The organism is Rhizobium metallidurans, from assembly GCF_014196505.1.
In the GTDB taxonomy this organism is placed as follows: domain Bacteria; phylum Pseudomonadota; class Alphaproteobacteria; order Rhizobiales; family Rhizobiaceae; genus Rhizobium; species Rhizobium metallidurans.
In genome coordinates this window covers 462,341-486,463 of the sequence record NZ_JACIDW010000003.1, presented here as the reverse complement: position 1 = coordinate 486,463, position 24,123 = coordinate 462,341, and the positions used below count along the sequence as shown (strand labels likewise).

23 protein-coding genes and 1 tRNA gene are annotated in these 24,123 nt (G+C 62.8%); 12 read left to right on the top strand and 12 right to left on the bottom strand.

Annotated features, from left to right (window positions below; all coding sequences use genetic code 11):
* Window positions 1-530 precede the first annotated feature (530 nt).
* From GGQ67_RS09145 to GGQ67_RS09115, 7 genes are all read left to right on the top strand, one after another.
* Window positions 531-1,001 (top strand): hypothetical protein, encoded by a 471-nt coding sequence (locus GGQ67_RS09145; protein ID WP_183899830.1) that lies wholly within the window; start codon window positions 531-533, stop codon window positions 999-1,001.
* Window positions 1,002-1,131: 130 nt separating this feature from the next.
* Complete coding sequence (locus GGQ67_RS09140; RefSeq protein ID WP_183899829.1) at window positions 1,132-1,335, top strand: hypothetical protein; 204 nt, start codon at window positions 1,132-1,134, stop codon at window positions 1,333-1,335.
* Window positions 1,336-1,806: 471 nt separating this feature from the next.
* Window positions 1,807-2,019 (top strand): cold-shock protein, encoded by a 213-nt coding sequence (locus GGQ67_RS09135; protein WP_018900054.1) that lies wholly within the window; start codon window positions 1,807-1,809, stop codon window positions 2,017-2,019.
* Window positions 2,020-2,226: 207 nt separating this feature from the next.
* A complete protein-coding gene (map, locus tag GGQ67_RS09130; RefSeq protein ID WP_183899828.1) occupies window positions 2,227-3,063 on the top strand; it encodes a type I methionyl aminopeptidase in 837 nt (278 codons plus the stop codon).
* 7 nt (window positions 3,064-3,070) lie between these two features.
* A complete protein-coding gene (gene radC, locus GGQ67_RS09125; RefSeq protein WP_183899827.1) occupies window positions 3,071-3,880 on the top strand; it encodes a RadC family protein in 810 nt (269 codons plus the stop codon).
* A gap of 229 nt (window positions 3,881-4,109) precedes the next feature.
* The gene (gene sthA, locus GGQ67_RS09120) at window positions 4,110-5,516 is read left to right on the top strand and encodes a Si-specific NAD(P)(+) transhydrogenase (protein WP_183899826.1); all 1,407 of its coding nucleotides are present in this window, start codon (window positions 4,110-4,112) and stop codon (window positions 5,514-5,516) included.
* A 189-nt stretch (window positions 5,517-5,705) separates the two neighbouring features.
* A complete protein-coding gene (locus GGQ67_RS09115) occupies window positions 5,706-7,487 on the top strand; it encodes a radical SAM protein (RefSeq protein ID WP_183899825.1) in 1,782 nt (593 codons plus the stop codon).
* Between the two features lie 119 nt (window positions 7,488-7,606).
* Here the strand turns inward: GGQ67_RS09115 and tig are convergent, their stop codons facing one another.
* The 4 genes from tig to GGQ67_RS09095 form a co-directional block, all read right to left on the bottom strand.
* Window positions 7,607-9,085, bottom strand: a complete 1,479-nt coding sequence (gene tig, locus GGQ67_RS09110) for a trigger factor (RefSeq protein WP_183899824.1) — start codon at window positions 9,083-9,085, stop codon at window positions 7,607-7,609.
* A gap of 182 nt (window positions 9,086-9,267) precedes the next feature.
* Window positions 9,268-9,352: transfer RNA gene (locus GGQ67_RS09105), tRNA-Leu, on the bottom strand.
* 156 nt (window positions 9,353-9,508) lie between these two features.
* On the bottom strand, window positions 9,509-10,102 hold the full coding sequence (locus GGQ67_RS09100; RefSeq protein ID WP_183899823.1) for a GDYXXLXY domain-containing protein: 594 nt from the start codon (window positions 10,100-10,102) through the stop codon (window positions 9,509-9,511).
* Window positions 10,099-11,202 (bottom strand): DUF2157 domain-containing protein, encoded by a 1,104-nt coding sequence (locus tag GGQ67_RS09095; RefSeq protein WP_183899822.1) that lies wholly within the window; start codon window positions 11,200-11,202, stop codon window positions 10,099-10,101. The genes GGQ67_RS09100 and GGQ67_RS09095 overlap by 4 nt, the downstream gene beginning before the upstream one ends.
* 652 nt (window positions 11,203-11,854) lie before the next feature.
* Between GGQ67_RS09095 and GGQ67_RS09090 the strand changes: the two genes are divergently transcribed.
* Both GGQ67_RS09090 and GGQ67_RS09085 read left to right on the top strand, forming a co-directional pair.
* Entirely contained in the window at window positions 11,855-11,998 is a 144-nt protein-coding gene (locus tag GGQ67_RS09090) for a DUF1127 domain-containing protein (protein WP_183899821.1), read from the top strand.
* 309 nt (window positions 11,999-12,307) lie between these two features.
* Window positions 12,308-12,451, top strand: coding sequence for a DUF1127 domain-containing protein (locus GGQ67_RS09085; RefSeq protein WP_183899820.1), 144 nt, complete (start codon window positions 12,308-12,310; stop codon window positions 12,449-12,451).
* A gap of 72 nt (window positions 12,452-12,523) precedes the next feature.
* On the opposite strand, the gene GGQ67_RS09080 is transcribed toward GGQ67_RS09085, so the two are convergent.
* Window positions 12,524-13,393 (bottom strand): LysR family transcriptional regulator, encoded by an 870-nt coding sequence (locus GGQ67_RS09080; RefSeq protein WP_246400145.1) that lies wholly within the window; start codon window positions 13,391-13,393, stop codon window positions 12,524-12,526.
* Window positions 13,390-13,521, bottom strand: a complete 132-nt coding sequence (locus GGQ67_RS25485) for a hypothetical protein (protein ID WP_281393569.1) — start codon at window positions 13,519-13,521, stop codon at window positions 13,390-13,392. Before GGQ67_RS25485 ends, GGQ67_RS09080 begins: the two co-directional genes overlap by 4 nt.
* Here GGQ67_RS25485 and GGQ67_RS09075 point away from each other — a divergent pair.
* The 3 genes from GGQ67_RS09075 (at window position 13,520) to trmFO (ending at window position 17,776) form a co-directional block, all read left to right on the top strand.
* On the top strand, window positions 13,520-14,134 hold the full coding sequence (locus tag GGQ67_RS09075; protein WP_183899818.1) for a glutathione S-transferase family protein: 615 nt from the start codon (window positions 13,520-13,522) through the stop codon (window positions 14,132-14,134). The two genes, GGQ67_RS25485 and GGQ67_RS09075, sit on opposite strands and share 2 nt — an antisense overlap.
* A 50-nt stretch (window positions 14,135-14,184) precedes the next feature.
* A complete protein-coding gene (locus GGQ67_RS09070; RefSeq protein WP_183899817.1) occupies window positions 14,185-16,257 on the top strand; it encodes a 2Fe-2S iron-sulfur cluster-binding protein in 2,073 nt (690 codons plus the stop codon).
* A gap of 103 nt (window positions 16,258-16,360) precedes the next feature.
* A complete protein-coding gene (trmFO, locus tag GGQ67_RS09065; protein WP_183899816.1) occupies window positions 16,361-17,776 on the top strand; it encodes a methylenetetrahydrofolate--tRNA-(uracil(54)-C(5))-methyltransferase (FADH(2)-oxidizing) TrmFO in 1,416 nt (471 codons plus the stop codon).
* A 43-nt stretch (window positions 17,777-17,819) separates the two neighbouring features.
* Here trmFO and GGQ67_RS09060 read toward each other — a convergent pair whose 3' ends face one another.
* The 6 genes from GGQ67_RS09060 to secDF all read right to left on the bottom strand — a co-directional run bounded on the left by GGQ67_RS09060 (window position 17,820) and on the right by secDF (window position 24,073).
* A complete protein-coding gene (locus tag GGQ67_RS09060) occupies window positions 17,820-18,857 on the bottom strand; it encodes an MBL fold metallo-hydrolase (RefSeq protein WP_183899815.1) in 1,038 nt (345 codons plus the stop codon).
* A 25-nt stretch (window positions 18,858-18,882) separates the two neighbouring features.
* On the bottom strand, window positions 18,883-19,542 hold the full coding sequence (locus GGQ67_RS09055; RefSeq protein WP_183899814.1) for a peroxiredoxin: 660 nt from the start codon (window positions 19,540-19,542) through the stop codon (window positions 18,883-18,885).
* Window positions 19,543-19,712: 170 nt separating this feature from the next.
* Entirely contained in the window at window positions 19,713-20,180 is a 468-nt protein-coding gene (locus GGQ67_RS09050) for a hypothetical protein (protein WP_183899813.1), read from the bottom strand.
* A gap of 85 nt (window positions 20,181-20,265) precedes the next feature.
* Complete coding sequence (locus GGQ67_RS09045) at window positions 20,266-21,117, bottom strand: phytoene/squalene synthase family protein (protein ID WP_183899812.1); 852 nt, start codon at window positions 21,115-21,117, stop codon at window positions 20,266-20,268.
* Window positions 21,118-21,120: 3 nt separating this feature from the next.
* Window positions 21,121-21,507, bottom strand: coding sequence for an Mth938-like domain-containing protein (locus tag GGQ67_RS09040; RefSeq protein ID WP_183899811.1), 387 nt, complete (start codon window positions 21,505-21,507; stop codon window positions 21,121-21,123).
* Window positions 21,508-21,511: 4 nt separating this feature from the next.
* Window positions 21,512-24,073 (bottom strand): protein translocase subunit SecDF, encoded by a 2,562-nt coding sequence (gene secDF, locus GGQ67_RS09035; RefSeq protein WP_183899810.1) that lies wholly within the window; start codon window positions 24,071-24,073, stop codon window positions 21,512-21,514.
* Window positions 24,074-24,123 lie beyond the last annotated feature (50 nt).

Below are 24,123 nucleotides of genomic sequence, written 5' to 3'. Positions count from 1 at the left end.
CGTGCTCTGATGCCGACCATCGACCGTCTACGTGTCAAGAACTGCCAGTCTTTTTGCAGGCTGGTTGCGGACGGGCGTATGCCATTCTTTCAAGAAAATAGCTGCCCCAATTTTCCCCACCCTCCCCACCCATGCCATCATCCCCTCACCCCACCGCGGATACACCGGCAGGCGTGCCGGCGAGGTGGGGTCGGCGCCGGGTGTTTGAGGAGGACGCAAGCTCTCTCATCCGGGGTTCGCAGAAAATGGTCTCCCTCCGGTGACGACGGGTCCTGTCGCAAGACGGGTCCGGGTCGAGCCCGGACGTGCCTGTGAGGCACACATGGTTCCGCCGCGAAGTTGGGCGGAAAGGCAGAGAGACCGGAGTTGCGTTCATAAACCGCCGAACGGGGTGCTGGAAGGCACCATATTTTTTTACTCAATCGAGGTGATTTCCAGCGCCCCGTCCGAGTGAAGCCTGAACCAGCAAACCACGGGTGAAACCAGCCGCGTGACGGCATCGCCGCGCGCCGGAGCCGAAGAGGACCGCAATGCCGCAGCACGCTCATGAAAATCCCGGCAAGGACCTCAGGGACCGCCTCGGTCTCGAGTTGATCGTTGCGCTGGCGGCGAGGACATCGGAGATGCTGTCCATGCCGGTCGAAACCTGCCCGATCAACCGCTGCCGCCGCGCTCGCGCCTGCCAGCGCATCGCCGTCAAGGGATGCAAGCTCGCCTGCGTCCATACGCTGCCCTCGGAATACACACCCTGCTTCAGCGACTATCTCGGCTGGGCCGGGATGGTCTGCGCCGACGCCCGCGATGGGGAGCACGGCGCGATGTTCCGGCTCCTTGACCTCCTGACGCCGGGCCTGCGCGGCAACACGGTGTCGATCGCCCGTGATTGCCTTGTCGGCAACGCCCCGGCGCTCGCCTGCCTTGATGAGACACTTGCCCTTATCGCCGAGAAAGCGCCATCGTTCCTCGGGCACCCGCGGGAGGAAGCGCAGGCCACACCCTGATGCGATCGCGATCGCGATCGCCACCGCCCCGGCGCCCCAGCGCCCCCAGCGCCCCGCCCGCCGACATCGCGTTAAACTTGCGTCAACGCCCGCGTGGCATATCTGACCGCGAGACACGCAGGAGACTTTCATGGCATTCGTCGGCTTCAAGAACACCCATAATCATACGATCTACGTCAACCCCGCCCAGGTGCTCTATGTCTCGACCTATGAGGAAGACGTGACGATCATCGCCTACGCGGTCGCAGACGCCGCCGGCAAGCCCACGGTCTCCTATGTACGCGGAAGCGCCGACATGGTGCAGCAGAAGCTCGGCGCCGGCGCCGCGCGCTGACCCCACTCACCTTTACCGGGAATCCGGCTCGCCTTTACCGGGCAGTCGCCCATCGTCTGGGCATTCGCATCGATCGGGCATGAAAGCGTGCCGTTGCGAGACGGATTCCAGGAATGGGCCAGCGGTGGCGGCTCGCGGTTACCAATCGTCAAGTGCTTGAATCTTTGGCCATTCCCGGTTTGGAGCGGCAGGTGTCAGAATAATGTCGCTTGCATTTTGCTCCGTTTACTGGCACCAATTGTGTACTCGGGCATTTGCATGCCGGTGACTGGACTGATGTGGCTGAGCCCTCCCCGCGGGAGGGTGGCGTGGGGGGACCTCACGTGCGTAGACGTTCTTTCCCCGTTCGTGAACTACTCGACTGACCCTTCGCGCGCTGAGTTAAGATGAGGGAGCGCGAAAGTGAAAGCCGTCCATTTCCTTTCGGGGGGATGGATACCAGACAGACTACAGGGAAAAGGACCTATCCCAATGGCCACCAAAGGCGTCGTAAAATTCTTCAACCAGGACAAGGGTTTTGGTTTCATCACTCCTGATGGCGGTGCGAAGGACGTATTCGTTCACATCTCCGCTCTCCAGGCTTCCGGCATCCAGTCGCTCCGCGAAGGCCAGCAGGTTACCTTCGACACCGAGCCGGATCGCATGGGCAAGGGCCCGAAGGCCGTCAACATCTCGGCCAACTGATTTCGGTTTCTGCCTCGGCAGGACTGCGAAACGGCGCTCCGCAAGGGCGCCGTTTTCGTTTTCCGGCTTGCTGGTGCCGGGCGGCTGGATCGGGTTCCCGTGCGATGAGGGCGTGGTACCTTAAATCGGCCTCCCCCATTGATCGCAATGGACGAACCCGGCATAGCTGCATTATGTATGACGACAATTTCCGCTAAGGCCCCCGCAATGGTAAACTATATCGAAGCCTCCTCCGCGCCATCCAAGAATACCGGCGCCATCAGGCTCTACGGCGCCGATGCCTTCACGGGCATGCGCAAGGCGTGCCAGGTCACCGCCCGGTGTCTCGATGCGCTCGCCGATATCGTCAAGCCGGGTGTCACGACCGATGCGATCGATCGGTTCGTCTTCGATTTCGGGCTTGAGAACGGCGCGGTTCCGGCGACGCTCAATTACCGCGGCTATACGAAATCCACCTGCACCTCGATCAACCATGTCGTGTGCCACGGCATTCCTGATGCCAAGCCTTTGCGCGAGGGCGATATCGTCAATATCGACGTCACCTATGTGGTCGATGGCTGGCATGGCGATTCCAGCCGGATGTACACGGTCGGCACGGTCAAGCGCGCCGCCGAGCGGCTGCTCGAGGTGACCTATGAATCGCTGATGCGCGGGATCGCGGCCGTGCGCCCCGGTGCGCGAACCGGCGCCATCGGCGAGGCGATCCAGACCTATGCCGAAGCCGAGCGCTGCTCGGTGGTGCGCGATTTCTGCGGCCACGGGGTCGGCGCGCTGTTTCACGACAGCCCGAATATCCTGCATTACGGCCGCGCCAGCGAGGGACCGGAACTGCGCGAGGGCATGATCTTCACGATCGAGCCGATGATCAACCTCGGCCGCCCGCATGTGAAGGTGCTGGCCGATGGCTGGACCGCCGTTACCCGCGACCGGTCGCTGTCGGCGCAATACGAGCACACGGTCGGCGTCACCGCCGATGGCTGCGAGATCTTCACGCTGTCGCCCGGCGGACTGGACCGCCCGGGCCTGCCCCCCCTCACAAAATGAGCCGCTGATGGCAAAAGGACCGGTTCCCCATTCCGAAGACCTTGGGCTGCCTTTCGCGGCGGACGAGGACGATGGCATGGACGAGCGGTCCTTTTTCGCCGAGCAGGCCGGCAAGCCTGCCGCGCTCACGGCACCGCCTGCCAAGGAAGAGCACTACCACGGCCACCGCGAGCGGCTGCGCCAGCGTTTCCGCGATCATGGCGATACCGCGCTTGCCGATTACGAGATGCTGGAGCTGATGCTGTTCCGGCTGATCCCGCGCCGCGATACGAAACCGATCGCCAAGGCCCTGCTCGAGCGCTTCGGATCGCTCGCAGCCGTCTTCGGCGCGCCGATCGCGCTGCTGCAGGAGGTGAAGGGCGTCGGCGAGGCGGTTGCGCTCGACCTGAAGCTGATCTCGGCGATCGCGCATCGGACGCTGAAGAGCGAACTGCGCGGCAAGCAGGTGCTGTCGTCCTGGTCGTCCGTGATCGAATACTGCCACGCCGCCATGGCGCATGAAACGCGCGAGCAGTTCCGGATTCTCTTCCTCGACAAGCGCAACGCGCTGATCGCCGACGAAGTGCAGGGGCATGGCACGGTCGATCATACGCCTGTCTATCCGCGCGAAGTGGTGCGCCGCGCGCTGGAGCTTTCGGCCACCGCGATCATTTTGGTCCACAACCACCCGTCCGGCGACCCGACACCGTCGCGCGCCGATATCGACATGACCAAGATGATCATCGATACCGCAAAGCCGCTTGGGATCACGGTGCACGACCACATCATCATCGGCAAGGATGGCCATGTCAGCCTCAAGGGGCTGCGGCTGATCTGAAAACGCCGGGCGAATTTTCCTCGCGCCGCGAAAGCCGGCTATTGTGGGCGGACCTGCTCTTTCTCATCGTCGGCGAAGGACTTCATCGGCCGATGTATCCCGCCCCAAGTTTGCCTCGCCCATTCCTAATATTCGGGCGTAAATCAATCTGCAACATTGACCGGATACCTGTGAACGCGCCATTTTGCGTCGCAAAATGATTCCAGCTTTCCAATCGGGACCAGGCTCAATGTTTCAATACGATCTCGTTGTTGTGGGGAGCGGCCCGGCCGGTCGCCGCGGTGCTATCCAGGCCGCCAAGCTCGGCAAGAAGGTGCTCGTCATTGAACAGGGCAAGCGCGTCGGCGGCGTCTCCGTGCACACCGGCACGATCCCGTCGAAGACGTTGCGCGAGACGGCGCTCAATCTCTCCGGCTGGCGCGAGCGCGGTTTCTACGGCAAGGCCTACCGGGTCAAGCAGGAGATCAGCGCCGAGGATCTGCGCCGACGCCTCCTGATCACGCTCGACCACGAAGTCGAGGTGCTCGAGCACCAGTTCGCCCGCAACCGCGTGCAGCACCTGCGCGGCAAGGCGAGCTTCGTGGATGCCTCGACGCTTGAAATCGTCAAGGACGACGGCGAAGTGATGCGCGTCTCGGCGGGCAGCATCCTGCTTGCGGTCGGCACCAAGCCGTTCCGGCCCGACTATATCCCCTTCGACAACAGAACGGTTCTCGACAGCGACGAGCTTCTCGATATCGAGGAGCTGCCGCGCTCCATGGTCGTCATCGGCGCCGGCGTCATCGGCATCGAATATGCCACGATCTTCAGCGCGCTCGACACCGCCGTCACGCTGATCGATCCGAAGTCGACGATGCTCGACTTCATCGACAAGGAAATCGTCGAGGACTTCACCTACCAGCTTCGCGACCGCAACATGAAGATCATGCTCGGCACCAAGGCGGACAAGGTCACGAAGCTCGATGACGGCAAGGTCGAGCTCATTCTCGACAATGGTCGCCGACTGGTGACGGACATGGTGCTGTTCGCGGCCGGTCGCATGGGCGCCACCGATGCGCTGAACCTGAAGGCGGCGGGCCTGGAGGCGGACAGCCGTGGCCGGCTGAAGGTCAATCCCGAGACGTTCGAGACCTCGGTGTCCGGGATCTACGCGGCGGGTGACGTCGTCGGCTTCCCGAGCCTTGCTTCGACGTCGATGGAACAGGGCCGCATCGCGGCGCGCGTCGCCGTCGGCGCGGTCGCCAAGGAGCCGCCGAAATACTTCCCCTACGGCATCTACGCCGTGCCGGAAATTTCCACCTGCGGCCTGACGGAAGAAGAGATGAAGGAACGCGGCATTCCCTACGAATGCGGCATCGCGCGTTTCCGCGAGACCTCGCGCGGCCATATCATGGGCCTCGATACCGGTCTTCTGAAGCTGATCTTCTCGCTCAAGACGCGCCGCCTGCTCGGCGTCCACATCGTCGGCGAAGGCGCGACCGAGCTGGTGCATATCGGCCAGGCGGTGCTCAACCTCAAGGGAACGGTCGAGTATTTCGTCGAGAACACGTTCAACTATCCGACTCTCGCCGAAGCCTACAAGATCGCAGGCCTCGATGCCTGGAACCGGATGGGTGACATCAAGTCGGAGCTCTGAGCTTTTCGCTCGCGGACCATGCGCTGTCGCCATGGTCCGCAAGCGCGGCAATGGACATCGGTCCGGTTTTCACGGGCTCCATGAAGGCATTGCGGCGCCTGACAAGCTCGTAATAGGCGCAGCTTGTATAATCGGCTGCGTCTGATAGCGTTCACGCCACTTGGGGGGCTCTCTAATCAGCGAGTGACCGTGCGCGAACAATCCGAGACGACTGACCGGAATTTCCAGCTCATCCTCATCAAGCCGTCGCACTATGACGACGACGGCTATGTCATCCGCTGGTGGCGGGCGATGATCCCATCCAACTCGCTTGCGGCGCTCTATGGAATTGCCGCCGATTGCGCCGAGCGGCGGGTGCTCGGGCCGGGTGTCGGCATCGAGATCACCGTCATCGATGAGACCAATACCCGGGTGAACACATCGGCATTGCTGCGGCAGCTGAAAACAAACGACAATTTCGGCATGGTCGCGCTGGTCGGCGTGCAATCGAACCAGTATCCGCGGGCGCTCGATATCGCCCGGCCTTTCCGCGAAGCCGGCATTCCCGTCTCGATGGGCGGCTTTCATGTCTCCGGATGCCTGTCGATGCTCGACGGCCACGCCGTGGGGCTCGACGAATGCCGCGAGATGGGCATTTCGATGTTCGCGGGCGAAGTCGAGGGGCGGCTCGACAAGGTGCTGCAGGACGCGGCGTCGGGAACGCTGGCGCCGCTCTACAATTTCATGAACGACCTGCCGAGCATCGAAGGTGCCGCGGTTCCGTTCCTGCCGAAGACCAATGTCGCGCAGACGCTTGGACTGAGCACCAGCTTCGACGCCGGGCGCGGCTGTCCCTACCAGTGTTCCTTCTGCACCATCATCAACGTGCAGGGCCGCAAGTCGCGCTTCCGCACGGCTGATGATGTCGAGAAGCTGGTGCGAATGAACTGGGCGCAGGGCATCCACAAGTTCTTCATCACCGACGACAACTTCGCCCGCAACAAGGATTGGGAAGCGATCTTCGACCGGTTGATCGAGCTGCGTGAAAAGGATGGCATTCCGCTCGGCCTGATGATCCAGGTCGATACGCTCTGCCACAAGATTCCCAACTTCATCGAGAAATCGAAACGCGCCGGCGTCACCCGCGTGTTCATCGGGCTGGAGAACGTCAATCCCGACAATCTCACGGCGGCCAAGAAGAACCAGAACAAGATCACCGAATATCGCAAGATGCTGCTCGCCTGGAAGGCGCAGGGCATCATGACGCTGGCCGGCTATATCCTCGGCTTTCCGGCCGATACACCTGATACCATCCGCCGCGATATCGCGATCATCCAGCACGAATTGCCGCTCGATGTGATCGAGTTCTTCGTACTGACCCCACTGCCCGGCTCGGAAGATCACCAGACGCTGTTCCGCAAGGGCGTGGCGATGGATCCGGATCTCAACATCTACGATGTCGAGCACGTCTGCACCGAACATCCGAAGATGAGCAAGCAGGAGTGGGAGAGCATCTATCAGGAAGCCTGGTCGCTCTACTATTCGCCTGAGCATATGAAGACGCTGCTGCGCCGGGCGGTGGCGACAGGGGTGCCGCTGGCGCGGCTGGTCAAGGTGCTGGTATCGTTCGCGACCACCGTGCCGCTGGAAAACGTGCATCCGCTACAGAGCGGATTGTTGCGGTTGAAGCATCCGTCCGAGCGCCGGCCCGACATGCCACGCGAGCGCGCGCTGGTCTTCTGGCCTCGCTTCGTCGGCGAGACGATCACCAAGCACCTGAAGCTCGGCGGCACGATCGCGCGGCTGGCGGTCACCGCCTTGATGATTTCACGCGACAAGAATGCCAAGACCTATATGGACCAGGCCTTGACACCTGTCGGTGATCACGAGGACGAGACGCTGGAGCTCTTCACCAAGACGGCGGGCGGTCAGGCGGCGGTCTCGCATATCAAGAAGGTCAACGAGCTCACCCATGCGCATCGGGCGGGCTGATCGCGGCCCTTCCGACAGCGCAAGCACCCTCACCCGCGCAAAGCTTGCCCCCGAAACATCGCCCAAAATGAAAAACCCCGCACGAGGCGGGGTTCATCAAAATCCAGATTGGTCGGAGATTACTCGGCGCCTTCCTCGGAAGCCTTCTTCTTCGGAGCGGCCTTCTTCTTCGGAGCGGCTTCTTCGCCTTCAGCGGCTTCAGCCTTGGCAGCAGCCTTCTTCTTCGGAGCGGCCTTCTTGGCGTCCTTCTCGGAGCCTTCGCCTTCTTCGTCGGCGAGCAGCTCTTCCTTGGTGACCTTCTTGTCGGTGACGTCGAGTTCGGTCAGCAGATGGTCGATGACCTTCTCTTCGAAGATCGGCGCGCGGATCGAAGCGGCCGCACCCGGCTGGCTGCGGAAGAATTCGAGGATCTGCTTTTCCTGGCCCGGATACTGACGCAGCTGCTCGTAGATGGCGCGCTGCATTTCGTCTTCGCTGACTTCGACGCCGGCCTTTTCGCCGATTTCGGAGAGAACGAGGCCGAGGCGGACGCGGCGCTCAGCGAGCTTCTTGTACTCTTCGCGAGCCTGCTCTTCCGTCGTGTCTTCGTCTTCGAAGGTCTTGCCGGACTGTGCGAGGTCGTTGGCAACCTGGTTCCAGATGCCGTTGTACTCGGCTTCGACGAGCGAGGCCGGGGTCTCGAACTTGTACATTTCGTCGAGCTGGTCGAGGATCTGACGCTTGACCTTCTGGCGGGTCATCGAGCCGTACTGCGATTCGATCTGGCCGCGAACGATTTCCTTCAGGCGGTCAGCCGATTCCAGGCCGAGCTTCTTGGCCAGTTCGTCGTTGATTTCGACGTCGGCGGGAGCGGCAACGTCCTTGACGGTGACATCGAAGGTGGCTTCGGCGCCGGCGAGGTTCTTGGCCGGGTAGTCAGCCGGGAAGGTGACCGTGATGGTCTTCTCGTCGCCAGCCTTGGTGCCGACGAGCTGCTCTTCGAAGCCCGGGATGAAACGGCCGGAGCCGAGAACGAGTTCGGCGCCCTGGTCGGTGCCGCCGTCGAAGGCAACGCCGTCGACCTTGCCGACGTAGTCCATGGTGATGCGGTCGCCGTCGGCGGCCTTGCCCTTCTTGGTCTCGTAGGAACGGGCGCTTTCAGCGACCTTGAGAACCTGCTCGTTGACTTCCTCGTCCGAGATATCAACGACTTCGCGGGTGATCTTGACGCCCTTGACGGACTTCAGCTCGATCGGGGGCAGAACTTCGTAGGAGAGCGTGAACTCGAAATCCTTCTGAGCAGACAGGATCAGTTCGGCTTCGTCCTTGTCTTCCGTCATCGCGATTTCAGGCTGCGTGGCGGACTTTTCGCCGCGCTCGGCCAGAATCGAGGTCGGCTGTTCGCGGACGATCTCGTTGACGAGGTCGGCCATGATGGACTTGCCGTAAACCTTCTTGAGGTGAGCGGCCGGAACCTTGCCCGGACGGAAGCCGTTGATCCGGACCTTGTCCTTCACGTCGGCAAGACGCTCGTTCATCTTGGTTTCCATGTCCTTGGCCGGGATTACGACCTTGATTTCGCGCTTCAGCCCTTCAGCGAGCGTTTCGATAACCTGCATGTGTTCCTACCTTCAATTCGTGGCGGCCGTGCCCAGACGCCGTTCGTTTCGATGAGCACGACGCCGGAAAGTGCCGGGCGTGGCCTGTTCTCAATTCTTCTTCGTTCTGCGTGAGCGGAACGGCGCTTGGCTCCGGGCAATCGAGGGGCACCGTTTTCGGTCCCTCGCCTGCAAGCCAGCTTTGGTGCGGGTAGAGAGACTTGAACTCCCACGCCTTGCGGCACCAGAACCTAAATCTGGCGTGTCTACCAATTTCACCATACCCGCGTTCTCAAAAACCGCATGCATATGCCTGCACATGAGGCCTTCCGGAGCGCGGCGTCTCTATAACACCCGATTTGGAGGAGGCAAAGGAAAAATGAAGGCCAAATGACAGCGATTTTAGCCCCTGCCGCGCGGACTTCAGCCGTCGGCGGGTCAAACTCAGTAAAGCGGCTCCTCATAGGCCGGCTTGCCGTCCACCAGAAGGCTTTTGATCTGCGCCACGCCATTGGCGCCAATGCTTGCGGTGATCGACACCTGACCATCCCGGCGCGCCTCTTCGAGCGCAAGTCCCGCCCCCTCGGGAACATAGTAACGCTCGATGCCATATTCGACGCGGATGGTCTCGGCCTGCGAGGTCTCGCCATAACTGTAGAAGGGCTGGCTTTGCAGCACCACGGAACCGTCGGCTTGCGGGAGCTTCTCGAAGGATGATTCGGCGACCTGCCAGAAACCGCCCTCTCCCGGCTTCAGGCGCACCCAGAGGCTGCGCTGCGCCGCCTCCTTCGGCATGCCGCCTGATATCGAGGAGACGGGCACGGAGGATATGTCGTAGTTCAGCACCACGTAATCGCCGCGCAGGAAGTCGCGCGGATCGACCGGGGCGGTCTTCAGGAGCACCTGCGTTCCATTGCGCAAAAGCGAGGCGCGGCTCTGAACGATGTAGCCGAGCACCGCCGTCTGCAGCAGCGCCACCGTGACGGCTGCCGTGACGCAGCGGCGTTTCGAATAGCCCTTGAAGGAGAATAGGCTCATTGGACCGCCCCCCGCGCCTTGCCGGCAAATCGTCTTTCAAGACGGATGACGATCCACGCCACCGCCGCGACGAACAGGCCCGCGCAGAGGAAGAGCCCCGACGTGCCGAGAATGGAGCCGACGGTCACCGAGCCCAGATAGAGAATTTCGACGGCGAAGACCGTGTAGGCCAGATAGCGGACGGCGCCGTTGTCACGCCCCTGCAGCGCGATCGCCAGAACGGATGCGGCCAGCGTGACGATCCCAAGCAAAAGAACCCATCTGCTGGCGTCGAGCTCGACATGCAACAGAAGCAGGCCGATGACGGCAAGCAGGAAGGAATAAAAGGCGGGCGCTGCGCCTGCACCCTCGATCAGCGAGGACAGCCTCGCCACCGGCAGGCTGACCAGAACGAAGACCGCCATGCCGCCAACGACGTAGATGAGTGCCAGCCACAGGCCGGAGTTCAGCGTGTAGAGCCAGGCGAGCCAGCCCAGCAGCAGGAGATAGGCAAGATGGCGAACGCGGCCGGCGCCGGTATAGCGGACCAATGCTATGACAATCGCCGCCATGACGGGAGCCGCCCATGAATCGATCGTCATCAGGCGCATGTCGGAGTTGCCGAGATAGATCGCGAAGCTGCCCCATGACAGGAAGCCCGCCACGCCCGACACAGCCCCCGAGCGGAACAGGATGGCCGAAACCACCGCCATGGCGAACCACACATACATGACCGTCTGCTCGTCGCCCGAGAGATGATACATCTGCCCGACCAGCGAGATGGCGCCGCCGAAGGAGAGCGTGCCGATCACCAAAAGGGCGTTGGCGGCCGCGATCTGGCCGCGCACAAGCGCGGCGCCGGCGCCGAGATGGACCGACCAGATCAAGGCGAGGATGAAGAACATCCTGACGAGACGCGGTATCGCCTCCCAGTTCGAGGCGACCACCAGAAGGATGGCGGCGGCGAGCAGGATGGCGGCGAGTATCATCAGCACGTTGCCGAGGCTGAAGCTTGCCGGGCGCCGATCATAGTCCCGCAGCAGCGCGTCCGCGGTCTGCTCGGTGATCAACCCCTTGCCGACCCATAGCGACAAATCCCTCTCCAGACGTCCGCGATACATGCCCTACCCCGCAAACCGCGCGCCCTCTGGCGCGCGTGATTTTCAACCTTATAGACGTGGTTTGGCGTTTGAGGAAACGGCTCCCTGGCGATTTCCTTCACGGATCAAGCCGCGGCCACATTAATCGCCCGGCAAGACTTTGCCGCTATCATCCGACATGCCATGCATATTGCGCATGGAGACGACCGATTTACTGCATCGCACTATATCACTCAAAGTCATTGAGCATGAGTGCAACCCGGGATGTACCCGGACCGGATTACCGGACGCTTTCGGATATGATTTCCGCCCAAATGATCGGGATGTGGACCTATCCTCCCAAAAACAGCCCGATCGACCGACAACATCCTCCTCCCAGTTGCCGGTCAGACGAATGGACGCCCGCCGGATAACTCATCCGGCGGGCGTCTTCGTTCCGTCCGGCAAGTCCAGGCGGCCCAATGCCCGGCTATCGTTCTTTTTGCCTATTCATTGACCAGAATATGGCGGAATCGTGCGATTTACAGCTTGAGAAATGCAGCCGACGCATATGTGCGTTGAATTCTTGTCTCTGTTAGCTCTTTGCGGTGCAATATATATACAGCTCATCAGACAGAGGTCAGCGCCGATAGGCGGCAGCTGGCAGACGCAAGCCCTCGGAAAGGGGACCGACATGAACATTTCTCGCTCTTTCAACACCTGGCGCAAGTATCGTCAGACCGTGACCGAACTCGGCCGCATGACCAACCGCGAATTGCACGACCTCGGCATCGACCGCGCCGACATCCAGCGCGTCGCTCGCGAAGCCGTTCGTTAATATCCTCGCTGATCTCAGGGCGATTCGCTTCCTCCCAGGCCGATCGCCTCACCAAGACGCCCGCTGCCATCAGGCAACGGGCGTTTTCTTTTGTCTCGGCGTCTCGTTAACGCCAGAGTTGCGCCAAAGCCGCGCGTTTTTCCTGCTCAAAAAGTAACGCTTGCGTTTTATCTGTGCATAGCCGTGCACAATTGCATGGCAGGCGCCTAATAATTGCACTGCACAATATGACAGGGATCACCTATATCAAGATCAACAACAGAGACGGCAATCGCGCCGCTCACTGAATTGATTTTGAGGAACTACACCATGAACCCGATCCGCATCGCAAAGAGCTGGCTCAGCTACCGCCGTACCGTCAGCGAACTCGGCAGCCTCTCCAACCAGGCCCTCGCAGACATCGGCGTAAGCCGATACCAGATCCACAACATCGCTTCGCGCGCCTTCCGCTAATAGCGGAACGCAGGAAGTCCCCAAAACGGCGCCTTCGCGGCGCCGTTTTCGCGTTTGGGTTACGTTCGCCGCCTACATCTCCAGCGCCCGCAGTTTCGCCACCGCGAAATCCACGAAGGCCCGCGTCTTGGCCGAGACGTGCCTTGCCTCGGCATGGACCACATGGATCGGCAGCGGCGCTTCCTCGTGATCTTCAAGCGTCAGACGCAGCCGACCCGAGGCAATGTGCCGGCTGACCTGATAGGATAGCGGCCGCGACAGTCCCCAGCCGGTGACGGAGGCTGCGATGGCGGCGTCGACCGTGTTGCAATAGAGGCGCGGATGCAGCGTGGCGGCGGCGCCATCGGGGGCGAAATGCCAGTCTATCGACGCCGACGAACCGGTGGCGACGATCGTGGCGTGGTTGGCAAGATCGGCAGGTGTCCGCGGTTCGCCGTGACGCTCGAAATAGGAGGGCGCGCCACAGACGACGCGGCGCACATTTCCCACCTTGATCGCCGTCTGGTCGGAATCCTGCAGGCGGCCGATGCGGATCGCGACATCGATCCCCTCCTCCACCAGACTGACGATCCGGTCGAACAACAGCACGCGTCCGGTCAGGCCCTTATGGATGTCGAGAAACTCCGTCATCAGCGGCATGATATGCAACTGCCCGAACTGCACGGGCGCGGTGATCGTCAGCGTGCCCGAGGGCGTCGCGTGCGAGCCGCCGGCCGAGGCCTCGGCTTCGTCGATCTCAGCCAGGATACGCTTGCAGTCATCGGCATAGCGCCGGCCGGCTTCGCTGAGCTTGACCGATCTCGTCGATCGCACGAACAGACGCGCCCCGGTGGCGTCCTCCAGAAAGGCCACGGCGCGGGTGACGGCGGGCGGGCTCATGTGCAGCTGCCGCGCCGCTTCCGCGAAGCTTGCCGTCTCGGAAACCCGAACCAAGACCTTCATGCATTGAAGCCGATCCATATCGTCGCCTTTATTCCGCCGGAAGAAACAGTCTCTTTCTTATAATCGAAATTCCATACAATAACAGGAACAATTATTCTTCCGTCATTATCAACGGAGACCAGTTCCATGAAGCTCTACTCGTTCCCGCTTTCCGGCCATTCCCATCGCGCCCGGCTGTTCATCGCACTTACCGGAATCGATGCCGACATCGTCGATGTCGACCTCGTCGGCGGCGAGCACAAGCAGCCCGCTTTCCTTGCACTCAACCCGTTCGGACAGGTCCCCGTTCTCGACGACAACGGACTGATCCTGGCGGATTCGAATGCGATCCTGGTCTATCTCGCCAAGACCCGCGCGCCGGACTGGCTGCCTGATGATGCCGCCGGCGCGGCCGCGGTCCAGCGCTGGCTTTCGGTGGCCGCTGGCGAGATCGCCTATGGCCCCGCCGCCGCTCGGCTGGTGACGGTGTTCGGCGCACCCTTCGACACCAAGGAGGTGATCGCGCGCGCCCACAGCATTCTTGCGCTCATCGACGCGGAACTGGCCGGCAAGACATGGATCGCGGCGGACCGGCCGACCATCGCCGACGTCGCGCTCTACAGCTACATCGCCCGCTCGCCCGAGGGGAACGTCGATCGCTTCGGCTACGGCAACGTGACCGCCTGGCTGAAGCGTGTCGAAGCGCTGCCGCGCTTTCACCCGTTCGAGAAGACGGCGATCGGTATTGCCGACGCGGCCTGACACAGGCCAAGCGCCGCCGCCGGTCCTCAATATCCACGAAGGAGAATGTCATGCTTGTCTTGAAGCAGACCCAAAAGCCTTCCCCGTGGCATGACGGGGAGATTGCCCTGCAGGAGAGGGCCGGCGTCGCGGAGCACATGAAGGATTTGGGCGCGCGCGTGGTGCGCGACCATCTGATCGACCAGCACCGCCAGTTCTACCCGCAGCTTCCCTTCATCGTACTCGGCTCCGTCGATGCCGATGGCAATCCGTGGGCGACGCTGCGGGCGAACTATCCCGGTTTCCTGGGTAGCCCCGATCCCTCCACACTCAGCGTCAAGCTCAAGCGCGAGGCCGACGATCCGGCCGACCGGGGGATGGAGGACGGCGACCCGATCGGCATGCTGGGGATCGAGTTGCAGACGCGCCGTCGCAACCGGCTGAACGGCAATATCGCGCGCAACGCGGCGGATCGTTTCGATGTCGGCGTCGTGCAGTCCTATGGCAACTGCCCGCAATACATCCAGCTGCGCGATTTCGGCTTCAGCCGCGAGCCGGGCTTATCCTCGGCCGTGCCGCCGGTGGTCGCGGACGCGCTGGATGCGCGGGCGATGGCGCTGATCGCGAAGTCGGATGCGTTCTTCGTCGCCTCCTATTCGGAACATGGCGATGGCGGGCGGCAGGTGGATGTGTCGCACAGGGGCGGCAAGCCGGGTTTCGTGCGGATCGGCGAGGACGGGGTTCTGACGATCCCGGACTTCGCCGGCAATCTGTTCTTCAACACGCTCGGCAACATTCTCCTCAATGGCCGCGCGGGGCTTGTATTCGTCGATTTCGATAGCGGCGACCTGCTGCAACTGTCCGGTAACGCCGAGGTCATTCTGGATTCGCCGGAGATCGCGGCCTTTCAGGGTGCCGAACGGCTCTGGCGCTTCCGCCCCCGTCGTGTCGTCTACCGGGCCGATGCGTTGCCGCTGCGCTGGCAATCGCGCGCCGACGGGCAATCGCCGAACGCGCTGATGACGGGCGACTGGGAGGCAGCCGCCGGACGCATCCGTGCCGCCGAGATGGCGCAGCGCTGGCGGCGGTTGCGGGTGGGAGCAATCGTCGATGAGAGTGCCGGCATCCGCTCGTTCCACCTGGAGCCCGTGGATGGCGGCGGACTGATCGCGCATGATGCCGGCCAGTATCTGCCGATCCGCGTGGCTGTTGCCGGCGAGGATCGCCCGCTGATCCGGACCTATACGCTCTCCGTGGCGCCGTCCGACAACCGTTACCGCATAAGCGTGAAGCGGGAGGGTGTCGTCTCGCGCCACCTGCACGATAACATTGGTGTCGGCGATATCATCGAAGCGCGTGCGCCTGGTGGTACGTTCGGCATCGATGCGCTGGAGCAGCGGCCGGCGGTGATGCTGGCGGCGGGTATCGGCATCACGCCCCTGCTCGCCATGCTCAGGCATGTCGTCTACGAGGGATTGCGCAAGCGCAGGATACGGCCGGTTTGGCTTTTCTACGCCGCGCGCAGCAAGGCCGAGCGCGCCTTCGACGACGAGATTGCAGCGCTTGTCGCTGCTTCCGGCGGGGTGGTCAGGCTGGTTCGCGTGCTCGGCGATATCTCGGGCGCGATCGAGGGGCAGGAATACGACGCGCAGGGGCGGATCGACATGGCGCTCCTGAGTGCCGCGCTGCCGTTCAACGATTACGACTTCTACCTCTGCGGCCCGCCGGGCTTCATGCAGTCGGTCTATGACGGGCTGCGTGGTCTTAATGTCTCCGATGGCAGGATCCATGCGGAAGCGTTCGGCGTCGCGTCGCTCTCGCGGTCCGGCGGCGCGTCGGTCGAGGCTCCTTCGCCAGCGGTTCAGGCGGCGGCCGATGTGCCGGTGCCTGTCTATTTCATGCAATCGGCCAAGGAAGCCCGGTGGGAGCCTGAGGCCGGCACCTTGCTGGAGCTCGCCGAGGCACGCGGGCTGCAGCCGGAATTCAGCTGCCGGCTCGGCAATTGCGGCAGTTGCAGGACCAAGGTGCTGTCGGGCTCGGTCGCCTATACGAGGCAACCGACGGCCGAAGTGGCCAAGGATGAGGCTTTGATCTGCTGCGCGGTTCCGGCCAAGGGAGAGACGCGGCTGGAGCTCGATCTCTAGGGAATGGTGGGGGCCACCGTTGGGCGGCAGTTGCTGCTCAAATATCCGGTTTCCTGGCAATATCCAGTTTGCTGTCATGGCGCGCCGTGATAATCAGCCGCGCATGACCCAGACCTCTTCCCATTCTCCCATCCACGTCGTCGGCGGCGGGCTCGCGGGCTCCGAAGCCGCGTGGCAGATCGCAAACGCCGGCGTTCCCGTCATCCTGCACGAGATGCGCGGCGTGCGCGGCACCGATGCGCACAAGACGGACCATCTGGCCGAGCTCGTCTGTTCCAACTCGTTCCGCTCGGACGATGCGACCGCCAATGCCGTCGGCGTCATCCACGCGGAGATGCGCATGGCGGGATCGCTGATCATGGCCTGCGCCGACAAGCACCAGGTGCCGGCCGGCGGCGCGCTGGCTGTAGATCGCGACGGGTTCTCGGAGGCCGTCACCCGGGCGGTGCACGATCATCCGCTGATATCAGTGGTGCGCGAGGAGATCACCGGTCTTCCGCCGAAGGAGTGGGACCTGGCGATCGTCGCCACCGGTCCGCTGACGGCGCCTGCGCTTGCCAGCGCCATCCAGGCCGAAACCGGCGCCGACGCCCTCGCCTTCTTCGACGCCATCGCGCCGATCGTCTATCGTGAGAGCATCGACATGGATATCTGCTGGTATCAGTCGCGCTACGACAAGGTCGGCCCCGGTGGCACGGGCAAGGACTACATCAACTGCCCGATGGACGAAGCGCAGTACAATGCCTTCGTCGACGCGCTGATCGCCGGCGACACGGTTGGTTTCAAGGAGTGGGAAGGCACGCCCTATTTCGATGGCTGCCTGCCGATCGAAATCATGGCCGAGCGCGGCCGCGAGACGCTGCGCCATGGGCCAATGAAGCCGATGGGGCTGACCAACGCGCATAATCCGACGGTGAAGGCCTATGCCGTCGTGCAGCTGCGCCAGGACAATGCGCTCGGTACGCTCTACAACATGGTCGGCTTCCAGACGAAGCTGAAATACGGCGCGCAGACGGAGATCCTCAAGATGATCCCGGGGCTGCAGAACGCCGAATTCGCACGTCTCGGCGGCCTGCACCGCAACACCTACATCAATTCGCCGACGCTGCTCGACGGTTCGCTGACGCTCAAGTCGCGACCGGGCCTGCGCTTCGCCGGCCAGATCACCGGCTGCGAGGGCTATGTCGAGAGCGCCAGCGTCGGCTTGCTCGCGGGCCGGTTCGCGGCCGCCGAGCGCAAGGGCGAAGCAGTCTCGCTGCCGCCGGCAACGACCGCGCTCGGTTCGCTGCTCGGCCATATCACCGGCGGGCATCTCAGCAACGACGAGGAACCGGGCAAGCGCTCCTTCCAGCCGATGAACATCAATTTCGGGCTGTTCCCGGAACTCGAGCCGGGCTCGATCGTCAAGCCGGAGGGCGTGAAGCGCTTCCGCGGCAAGGACAAGACGATCATGAAGCGGCAGCTGATCGCCAAGCGGGCGCTCTCGGATTGCGCGGCGTGGCTCGGCGAAACGGCCTGATCCGAATAGTGATCAGGCGGCTCTGCCCATAAGGCAAGACAGGTCAGTGGGTGACCGGCCCGTTGGCCTTCTTCCAGGCATCGATGCCGCCCTCCATGTGGCAGGCGGATGCGATGCCGGCGTCGTGCGCGGCCTGAACCGCCATGGCGGAACGTTCACCGAAGGCGCAGTAGAAGACCAGCCGCTTGGTGGTCGATACGCCGAGTTCATGCAGAACGCCGCCGGCGCCGATGCTTTCAGCGAGCGCCGGATAGGGAAAATGCAGCGATGTCGGGATGACGCCGTGGCGCTGGCGTTCGCTGTCCTCGCGCAGATCGATCAGCGTGACATCGGGCCTGCCCATGAGATCGAAGACCTGTCGGACGCTCAACGACCATCCGCGACTGTCGACGTCGTGATGATCCATGCCGATCTTCATGTTGGCCGGCACGGCCACGTCCATCATCTTCGGGTTGGAGAGCTTCAGGTTGTTCATGAGATCGGCATATTCGTCGGCCGAGCGCACCTGCAGGCGCGGGTTGAAGGCCTTTTCCTCGCCGATGGTCGAAACCGTGTCGCCCTTGTAGTCGTGGGCGGGGTAGACCAGCGTCGTGTCGGGAAGCTTCAAAAGGCGGCCGAAGATGGATTCGAACTGGGCGCGCGGATCGCCGTTCTGGAAATCCGTGCGGCCGGTGCCCCGGATGAGCAGCGTGTCGCCGGTGAAGACGCGGTCGGGCAACACGAAGCTATAGCTATCGTCCGTATGGCCCGGCGTGTAGATGACATCGAGCGACAGGCCTTCGATCGTCAGCTTGTCGTTGTCGGACAGGCGCATCGAAACGACATCAGCCTTGGTCTGTTCGCCCATGACAGTCGTGCAGTGGGTCTTGTCGCGCAATGCGCCAAGACCCGTGATGTGATCGGCATGAAGATGCGTGTCCACGGCCTTGACCAGCTTCAGGTCAAGCTCGAGGATGAGCTGCAGGTACCGATCGACCTTTTCCAGCACGGGATCGATGATCAGCGCCTCCCCGCCCCGCCTGCTCGCCATCAGGTAGGAGTAGGTGCTGGATGCGGGGTCGAAAAGCTGACGGAAGATCATCTGCGTCTCCTGCGCGCGGTCTATATTATCCCTTCGGCTGCGGCACGATGCGGATATAGGGCTTCGGCGCCGCCCAGCCGTCTGGATACTGCTTTTTCGCATCCTCGTCGGAGACCGAACCGGCGATGATGACGTCGCCGCCGTTCTGCCAGTTGGCGGGCGTCGCGACCTTGTGCTTTGCCGTGAGCTGCAGGGAATCGATCACGCGGATGACTTCGTCGAAGTTGCGGCCTGTCGTCATCGGGTAGACGAGGATCAGCTTGATCTTCTTGTCGGGCCCGATCACGAAGACGTTACGAACCGTCTGATTGTCGGCGGCGGTGCGCACCGTCGGATCGCCCGACACGGCCGCCGGCAGCATGTGGTAGAGCTTCGACACGTTGAAATCGACGTCGGCGATCATCGGGTAGTTCGGTCGCGTGCCCTGCGTTTCCTCGATGTCGTCCATCCAGCCGTCGTGACGCTCCAGCGGATCGACGGAGAGGCCGATGATCTTCACGCCGCGCCGGTCGAATTCCGGCTTGATTCTCGCCATATAGCCCAGCTCCGTGGTGCACACGGGCGTGAAATCCTTGGGATGCGAGAACAGGACCGCCCAGGAACTACCAATCCAATCGTGAAAATTGATGGTTCCTTCGGTGGTCTGCGCTTCGAAATCAGGGGCAACATCGTTTATCGCAAGCATACCTACCTCCAATGAGTTGTCGAAAGTCATACCGTTTCGCTGAGCGCGCGAAAGATGCTCCAATTTGGGGCACCGGGCAATATGACACGATAGAGGTAGGTACGAGCGGGCGTCGCCGCAAGTCTGGCGGGTGGCCGGACACGGTTTCGATTGAAAGTCGAAAGGTGCATTTATCGGTGATTGGCGGCTGTCGGATCGGTAAGCGGCAGCTCGCGATCGGGCTCGGCGACGTAGTTTCCGAGCAGCCAGAGGGCGACTTCCGACGCCTCCTTCGGCGACGCGAATTCGAAGGTGCCGTTCTGGTGCCGCGCATCGAGGAACTCGAGCGTCAGCCCCTTGCCGGTATCGGAACTCTGGACGCGCACCCGGCCGGGCTGGATGACCTGGCAGGAGTAGTGGCGCTGCATGTTGCGCATGAAGCCGGTCTTGTTGTCGTGCAGGCGAACGAACACCACCTCGCCGTTCGCGGTCGCCTGCAGCGAGCGGATCGCCTCGGTCGGAAAGGCGCGGTTGAACTCGATAATGGCGAAGCCCGCGTCATCCAGGCCCTGCGCCTCATGCTTCGACGACATGCGCACGGCGACAAGGGCCAGGAGAGCAAGAAGCGAGAAAAGAACGACCCAGGCGAAAATGCTCACGTTACACTCCATCCAAAACAGGCCATCCAAGGCAGGCGATCATGACAGCTATAACGCGCGAGGCTTGCGCGAGTTTGGACAAGCGTCAGATTTTCCCGCGCATCAACGCGATCGTCATGCCGATCTGGCGGCGCCATTGCGGTTGCTGCACCGTTTTCTCGAACAGCCCCGCCCCCACATGTTGCGCCTTCGACAGCACCGGCCCGGCCAGTGCCGCGGGCAGGAAGGCCGGAAGGAGCGGCTGCGGGATGGCGACCTTGCGTGCCTTGGCGAGATGATCCCGCCCAAGCCCGGCAAAGGCCTCGATGGCGGCCGAAACGCGCGTCTTGTCCCCGCCGTCAAGAAAGCTGTCGCGATCGAGGCCGGTCGCCGACAGGATTTCAAGCGGGATGTAGATCTGCCCCCGGTGGCGATGGAGCGGCATCAAAAGCAGCAAACCCGCCATCGCCTGGGCGACGCCGGCATGGCCGGCCGCTTCGGCCGACTTCGGCGCATCGTCCGGTGACAGGATCAGGCTCGCCAGCTGGATCAGCGCCGAGGCCGTCTCGCCGGCATAGCCTTCAAGCGCGCCGCGCGATTCCATCGGATCGTCGTAAAGGTCGAAAACGCGGGCGTCTATCATGTCGAGAAGCGTTTGGCGCGGCAGGCGGTGGGTCTCGATGGCCGACAGAAGTGCCGCGGCCACCGGATTGGCCTCGGTGGAACCGTGGGCGGTTCCCTGAAGCAGGTCGCGCCAGTATTGCATGCGGACCTCACCGGGAAGCGGCTCATGCACGAGGTCGCGGATACGGGCGAGTTCGGCGTTGAAGGCGTAAAGTGCCGCCAGCGCGCCGCGCTTGTCTTGCGGAGACAGGAGGCAGGCAAGATAACGGTCGCGATCGCTGTCGCGCAGCATCGCCAGACAGATGTCCTGGTTCGTCGAGGATTGATCGGCCATTCGTCAGACCGCGATCAGCGCCGCCGCGACGGCACGTGATTCCATCAGCATGATGTTGAAGGTGCGCACCGCCGCGCCGGTGCTCATCGAATCCGAGGAAATACCGGCGCCCTTCAGCGCCGCCTTGAGGTCGGCCGGTATCGGGCGCATGTCGACGCCGGTGCCGAGCAGCAGGAATTCGATTTCGGACGCCTCGTCGAGCACGCGCTGCAGGTTCTCGATCGACAGCGGCATGGTCGCGTCCATCTTCCAGCCATGGATGCCCGACGGCAGGCAGAGGATCGAACCGCGATGCGACATGTCGGCGAAGCGGAAGCCGCCGTTCCCGTAGGTATCGATCGGAGCGCGACCGGGAAAATGCGCTTCGCGTATTTCTATGCCTCTTGCCATATTCTCACACTGCCGGCTTGCCGGGCTGGGCGGCCGGTTCCGGTACTTTCTTGTCGTTGTCGTTGTCGAGCGCATCCGGGCGAAGCTTGAAGACGATCAGCACCGGTGCGGCAATGTAGATGGAGGAAAACGTGCCGATGGCAACGCCAGCCAGCATGATGAAGGCGAAGGAACGGATAACCTCGCCGCCGAACAGCGCGAGCGCGAGCAGCGCCAGCATGGTGGTGGCCGCGGTCAGCACGGTGCGCGACAGCGTCTGGTTGATCGACGCGTCGATCAGGATCGGCAGCGGCATCTTGCGGTAGCGCTTCAGGTTTTCGCGCATGCGGTCGTAGACCACGACGGTATCGTTGAGCGAATAGCCGATGATGGTCAGAAGGGCCGCGACGCTCGTCAGGTTGAACTCGATGCCTGTCAGCACGAAAAGCCCGAGGATCAGGATGATGTCGTGCAGCGTGGCGACGATGGCGCCGACGGCGAACTGCCACTCGAAGCGCATCCAGATATAGACGAGGATGACGATGAGCGACGCCAGCACGCCGAGCGAGGCGGCACGGGTGAGCTCGCCCGATATGGCGGGCCCCACCACTTCGACGCGGCGGAAATCATAATCGGTGCCGAGTTCGTCGCGCACCAGCGTGACCGCCGACTGTTCGGCATTCTCGCCGCCGCCCTGCGCCTCCAGCTGGACCAGTGCGCCCGAGGGATCCGCGAGCCTGCGGGCCTCGATGTCTCCAATCGGCAAATCGCCGAGGCGGGCGCGGATATCGCCGATGTCGGCCGCGCCCTGCCTGGCCTTGACCTCGACGATCGAGCCGCCGGCGAAATCGATGCCGAGATGCATTCCGACCGCGGCGAAGCCCACCATGGCGGCGACGCAAAGTGCGGCCGAGGCGGTGAACACGTAGCGGCGGATGCCCATGAAGCGGATGTTGGCGCGATCGAAGATGCCGGTGTGGACATCCTTCGGCAGATGCTTCGGATGCCGGCGATGCAGCCAGGTGACGACGATCCAGCGGGTGAGCGTGACGGCCGTGAAGATGGTGGTCAGGATGCCGGCGGCAAGCGTAACGGCAAAGCCGCGCACGGCGTCGTTGCCGAGGAAGTAGAGGATGACGGCGGCGATGACGATGGTGACGTTGGCGTCGAGGATCGTCATGATCGCCCGAGAGAAGCCATAGTCGATCGCCTCGAAAAACGGCCTGCCGGTTTTCGCCTCGTCGCGGATGCGCTCGTAGATCAGGACATTGGCATCGACCGCCATGCCGATGATCAGGACGATGCCGGCAATCCCCGGCAAGGTGAGCGTGGCGCCGATGAGGCTCATCACCGCGAGGATGAGGACGAGGTTCAAGAGCAGCGACAGGGCCGCGATCACGCCGAGGCCGCGATAGAAGCCGAACATCAGGCCGATGACGAGAATGGCCGCGACAATGCCGGCGACGAGCCCTGCCCGCGCCGATTCCGCGCCAAGCGCGGCGCTGACCGTACGCTCCTCGACCGCGGTCAGCGTCGCCGGTAGGGCGCCGGCGCGCAGCATGAGCGCCAGATCGTTGGCGCCTTCTTCGGTGTAGCTGACCGGGATCGCGCCCTTCCCGTCAAGGATCGGCGCGGTGATCGGAAGCGACGCCATGACCTGATCGTCAAAGATGATCGCGAGGTAGCCGCCGGTGTTCTGCTGTGTCTTCTCCGCCAGGCGTTTCGTGCCTTCGGCGTCGAGCACGTAGCTGATCGACACCGTATCGGCCTGCGTATCGGCCACCGACTGGACATCGACAATGTTCGCGCCGGTGATGAAGTCGGTGCGATCGACGAGGTAGGGAACCGGCGGATCATCCAGCGAATAGAGAACCTCCGAGCTCGCCGGCCAGCGACCATTGACCGCGTCCTGTCCGGACATGGTTGCGTCGAGCATGCGCACGGAGAGCTTGGCGGGTTCGTTGAGGATATTCTTCAGACGCTCGGCATCGACCTCGCCGAAGACCTGCACATCCAGCCGATCTGCGCCCTCGGGCTTGATCGCGAAATCCGGGTTGCCGAGGCCGGAGATGCGGCGGCTGACGATATCGATCGATTGGGTCTGGGCCGCCGAAATGGCGCCGTCGATGGCGGCATTGGCGATCTGGATCGTGAGATCGCCGCTGGCGGCCTGCGTGAGCGTGACATCCCGCGCCGAGCCGCCGAGCAGGCCGTTCCCGGTGCCGGCGGCCGGTTCCTTCAGCGCGGCGACGGCGGCGTCGATCTGCTTGGGGTCGGCGATCTTGACCGTCACGGTCTGATCGTTGCCGGTGAGGCCGGTGTAGCGGATATTGGCCTGACGCAACCGGCGACTGATCTCGCCCACCGTCACCACCAGCTTCTGGCGCGCGACATCGGCGCGATCGACCTGGAAGACGAGGTGCGTACCGCCCCTGAGATCGGAGCCGAGCACGACGCGGTGCTTGGACAGCCAGGACGAAATCGAGCCGGACTGCCCCAGCGGCAGAAAATTGGGGGCCGCGATCACCACGGCCACCAGCACCACAAACCAGATCAGAACGGTCTTCCAGCGGGAAAAATGAAGCATTTTCTCTCGACTATGTCAGATCCGGGCGATCCGGTTCGTGGATATGCGTG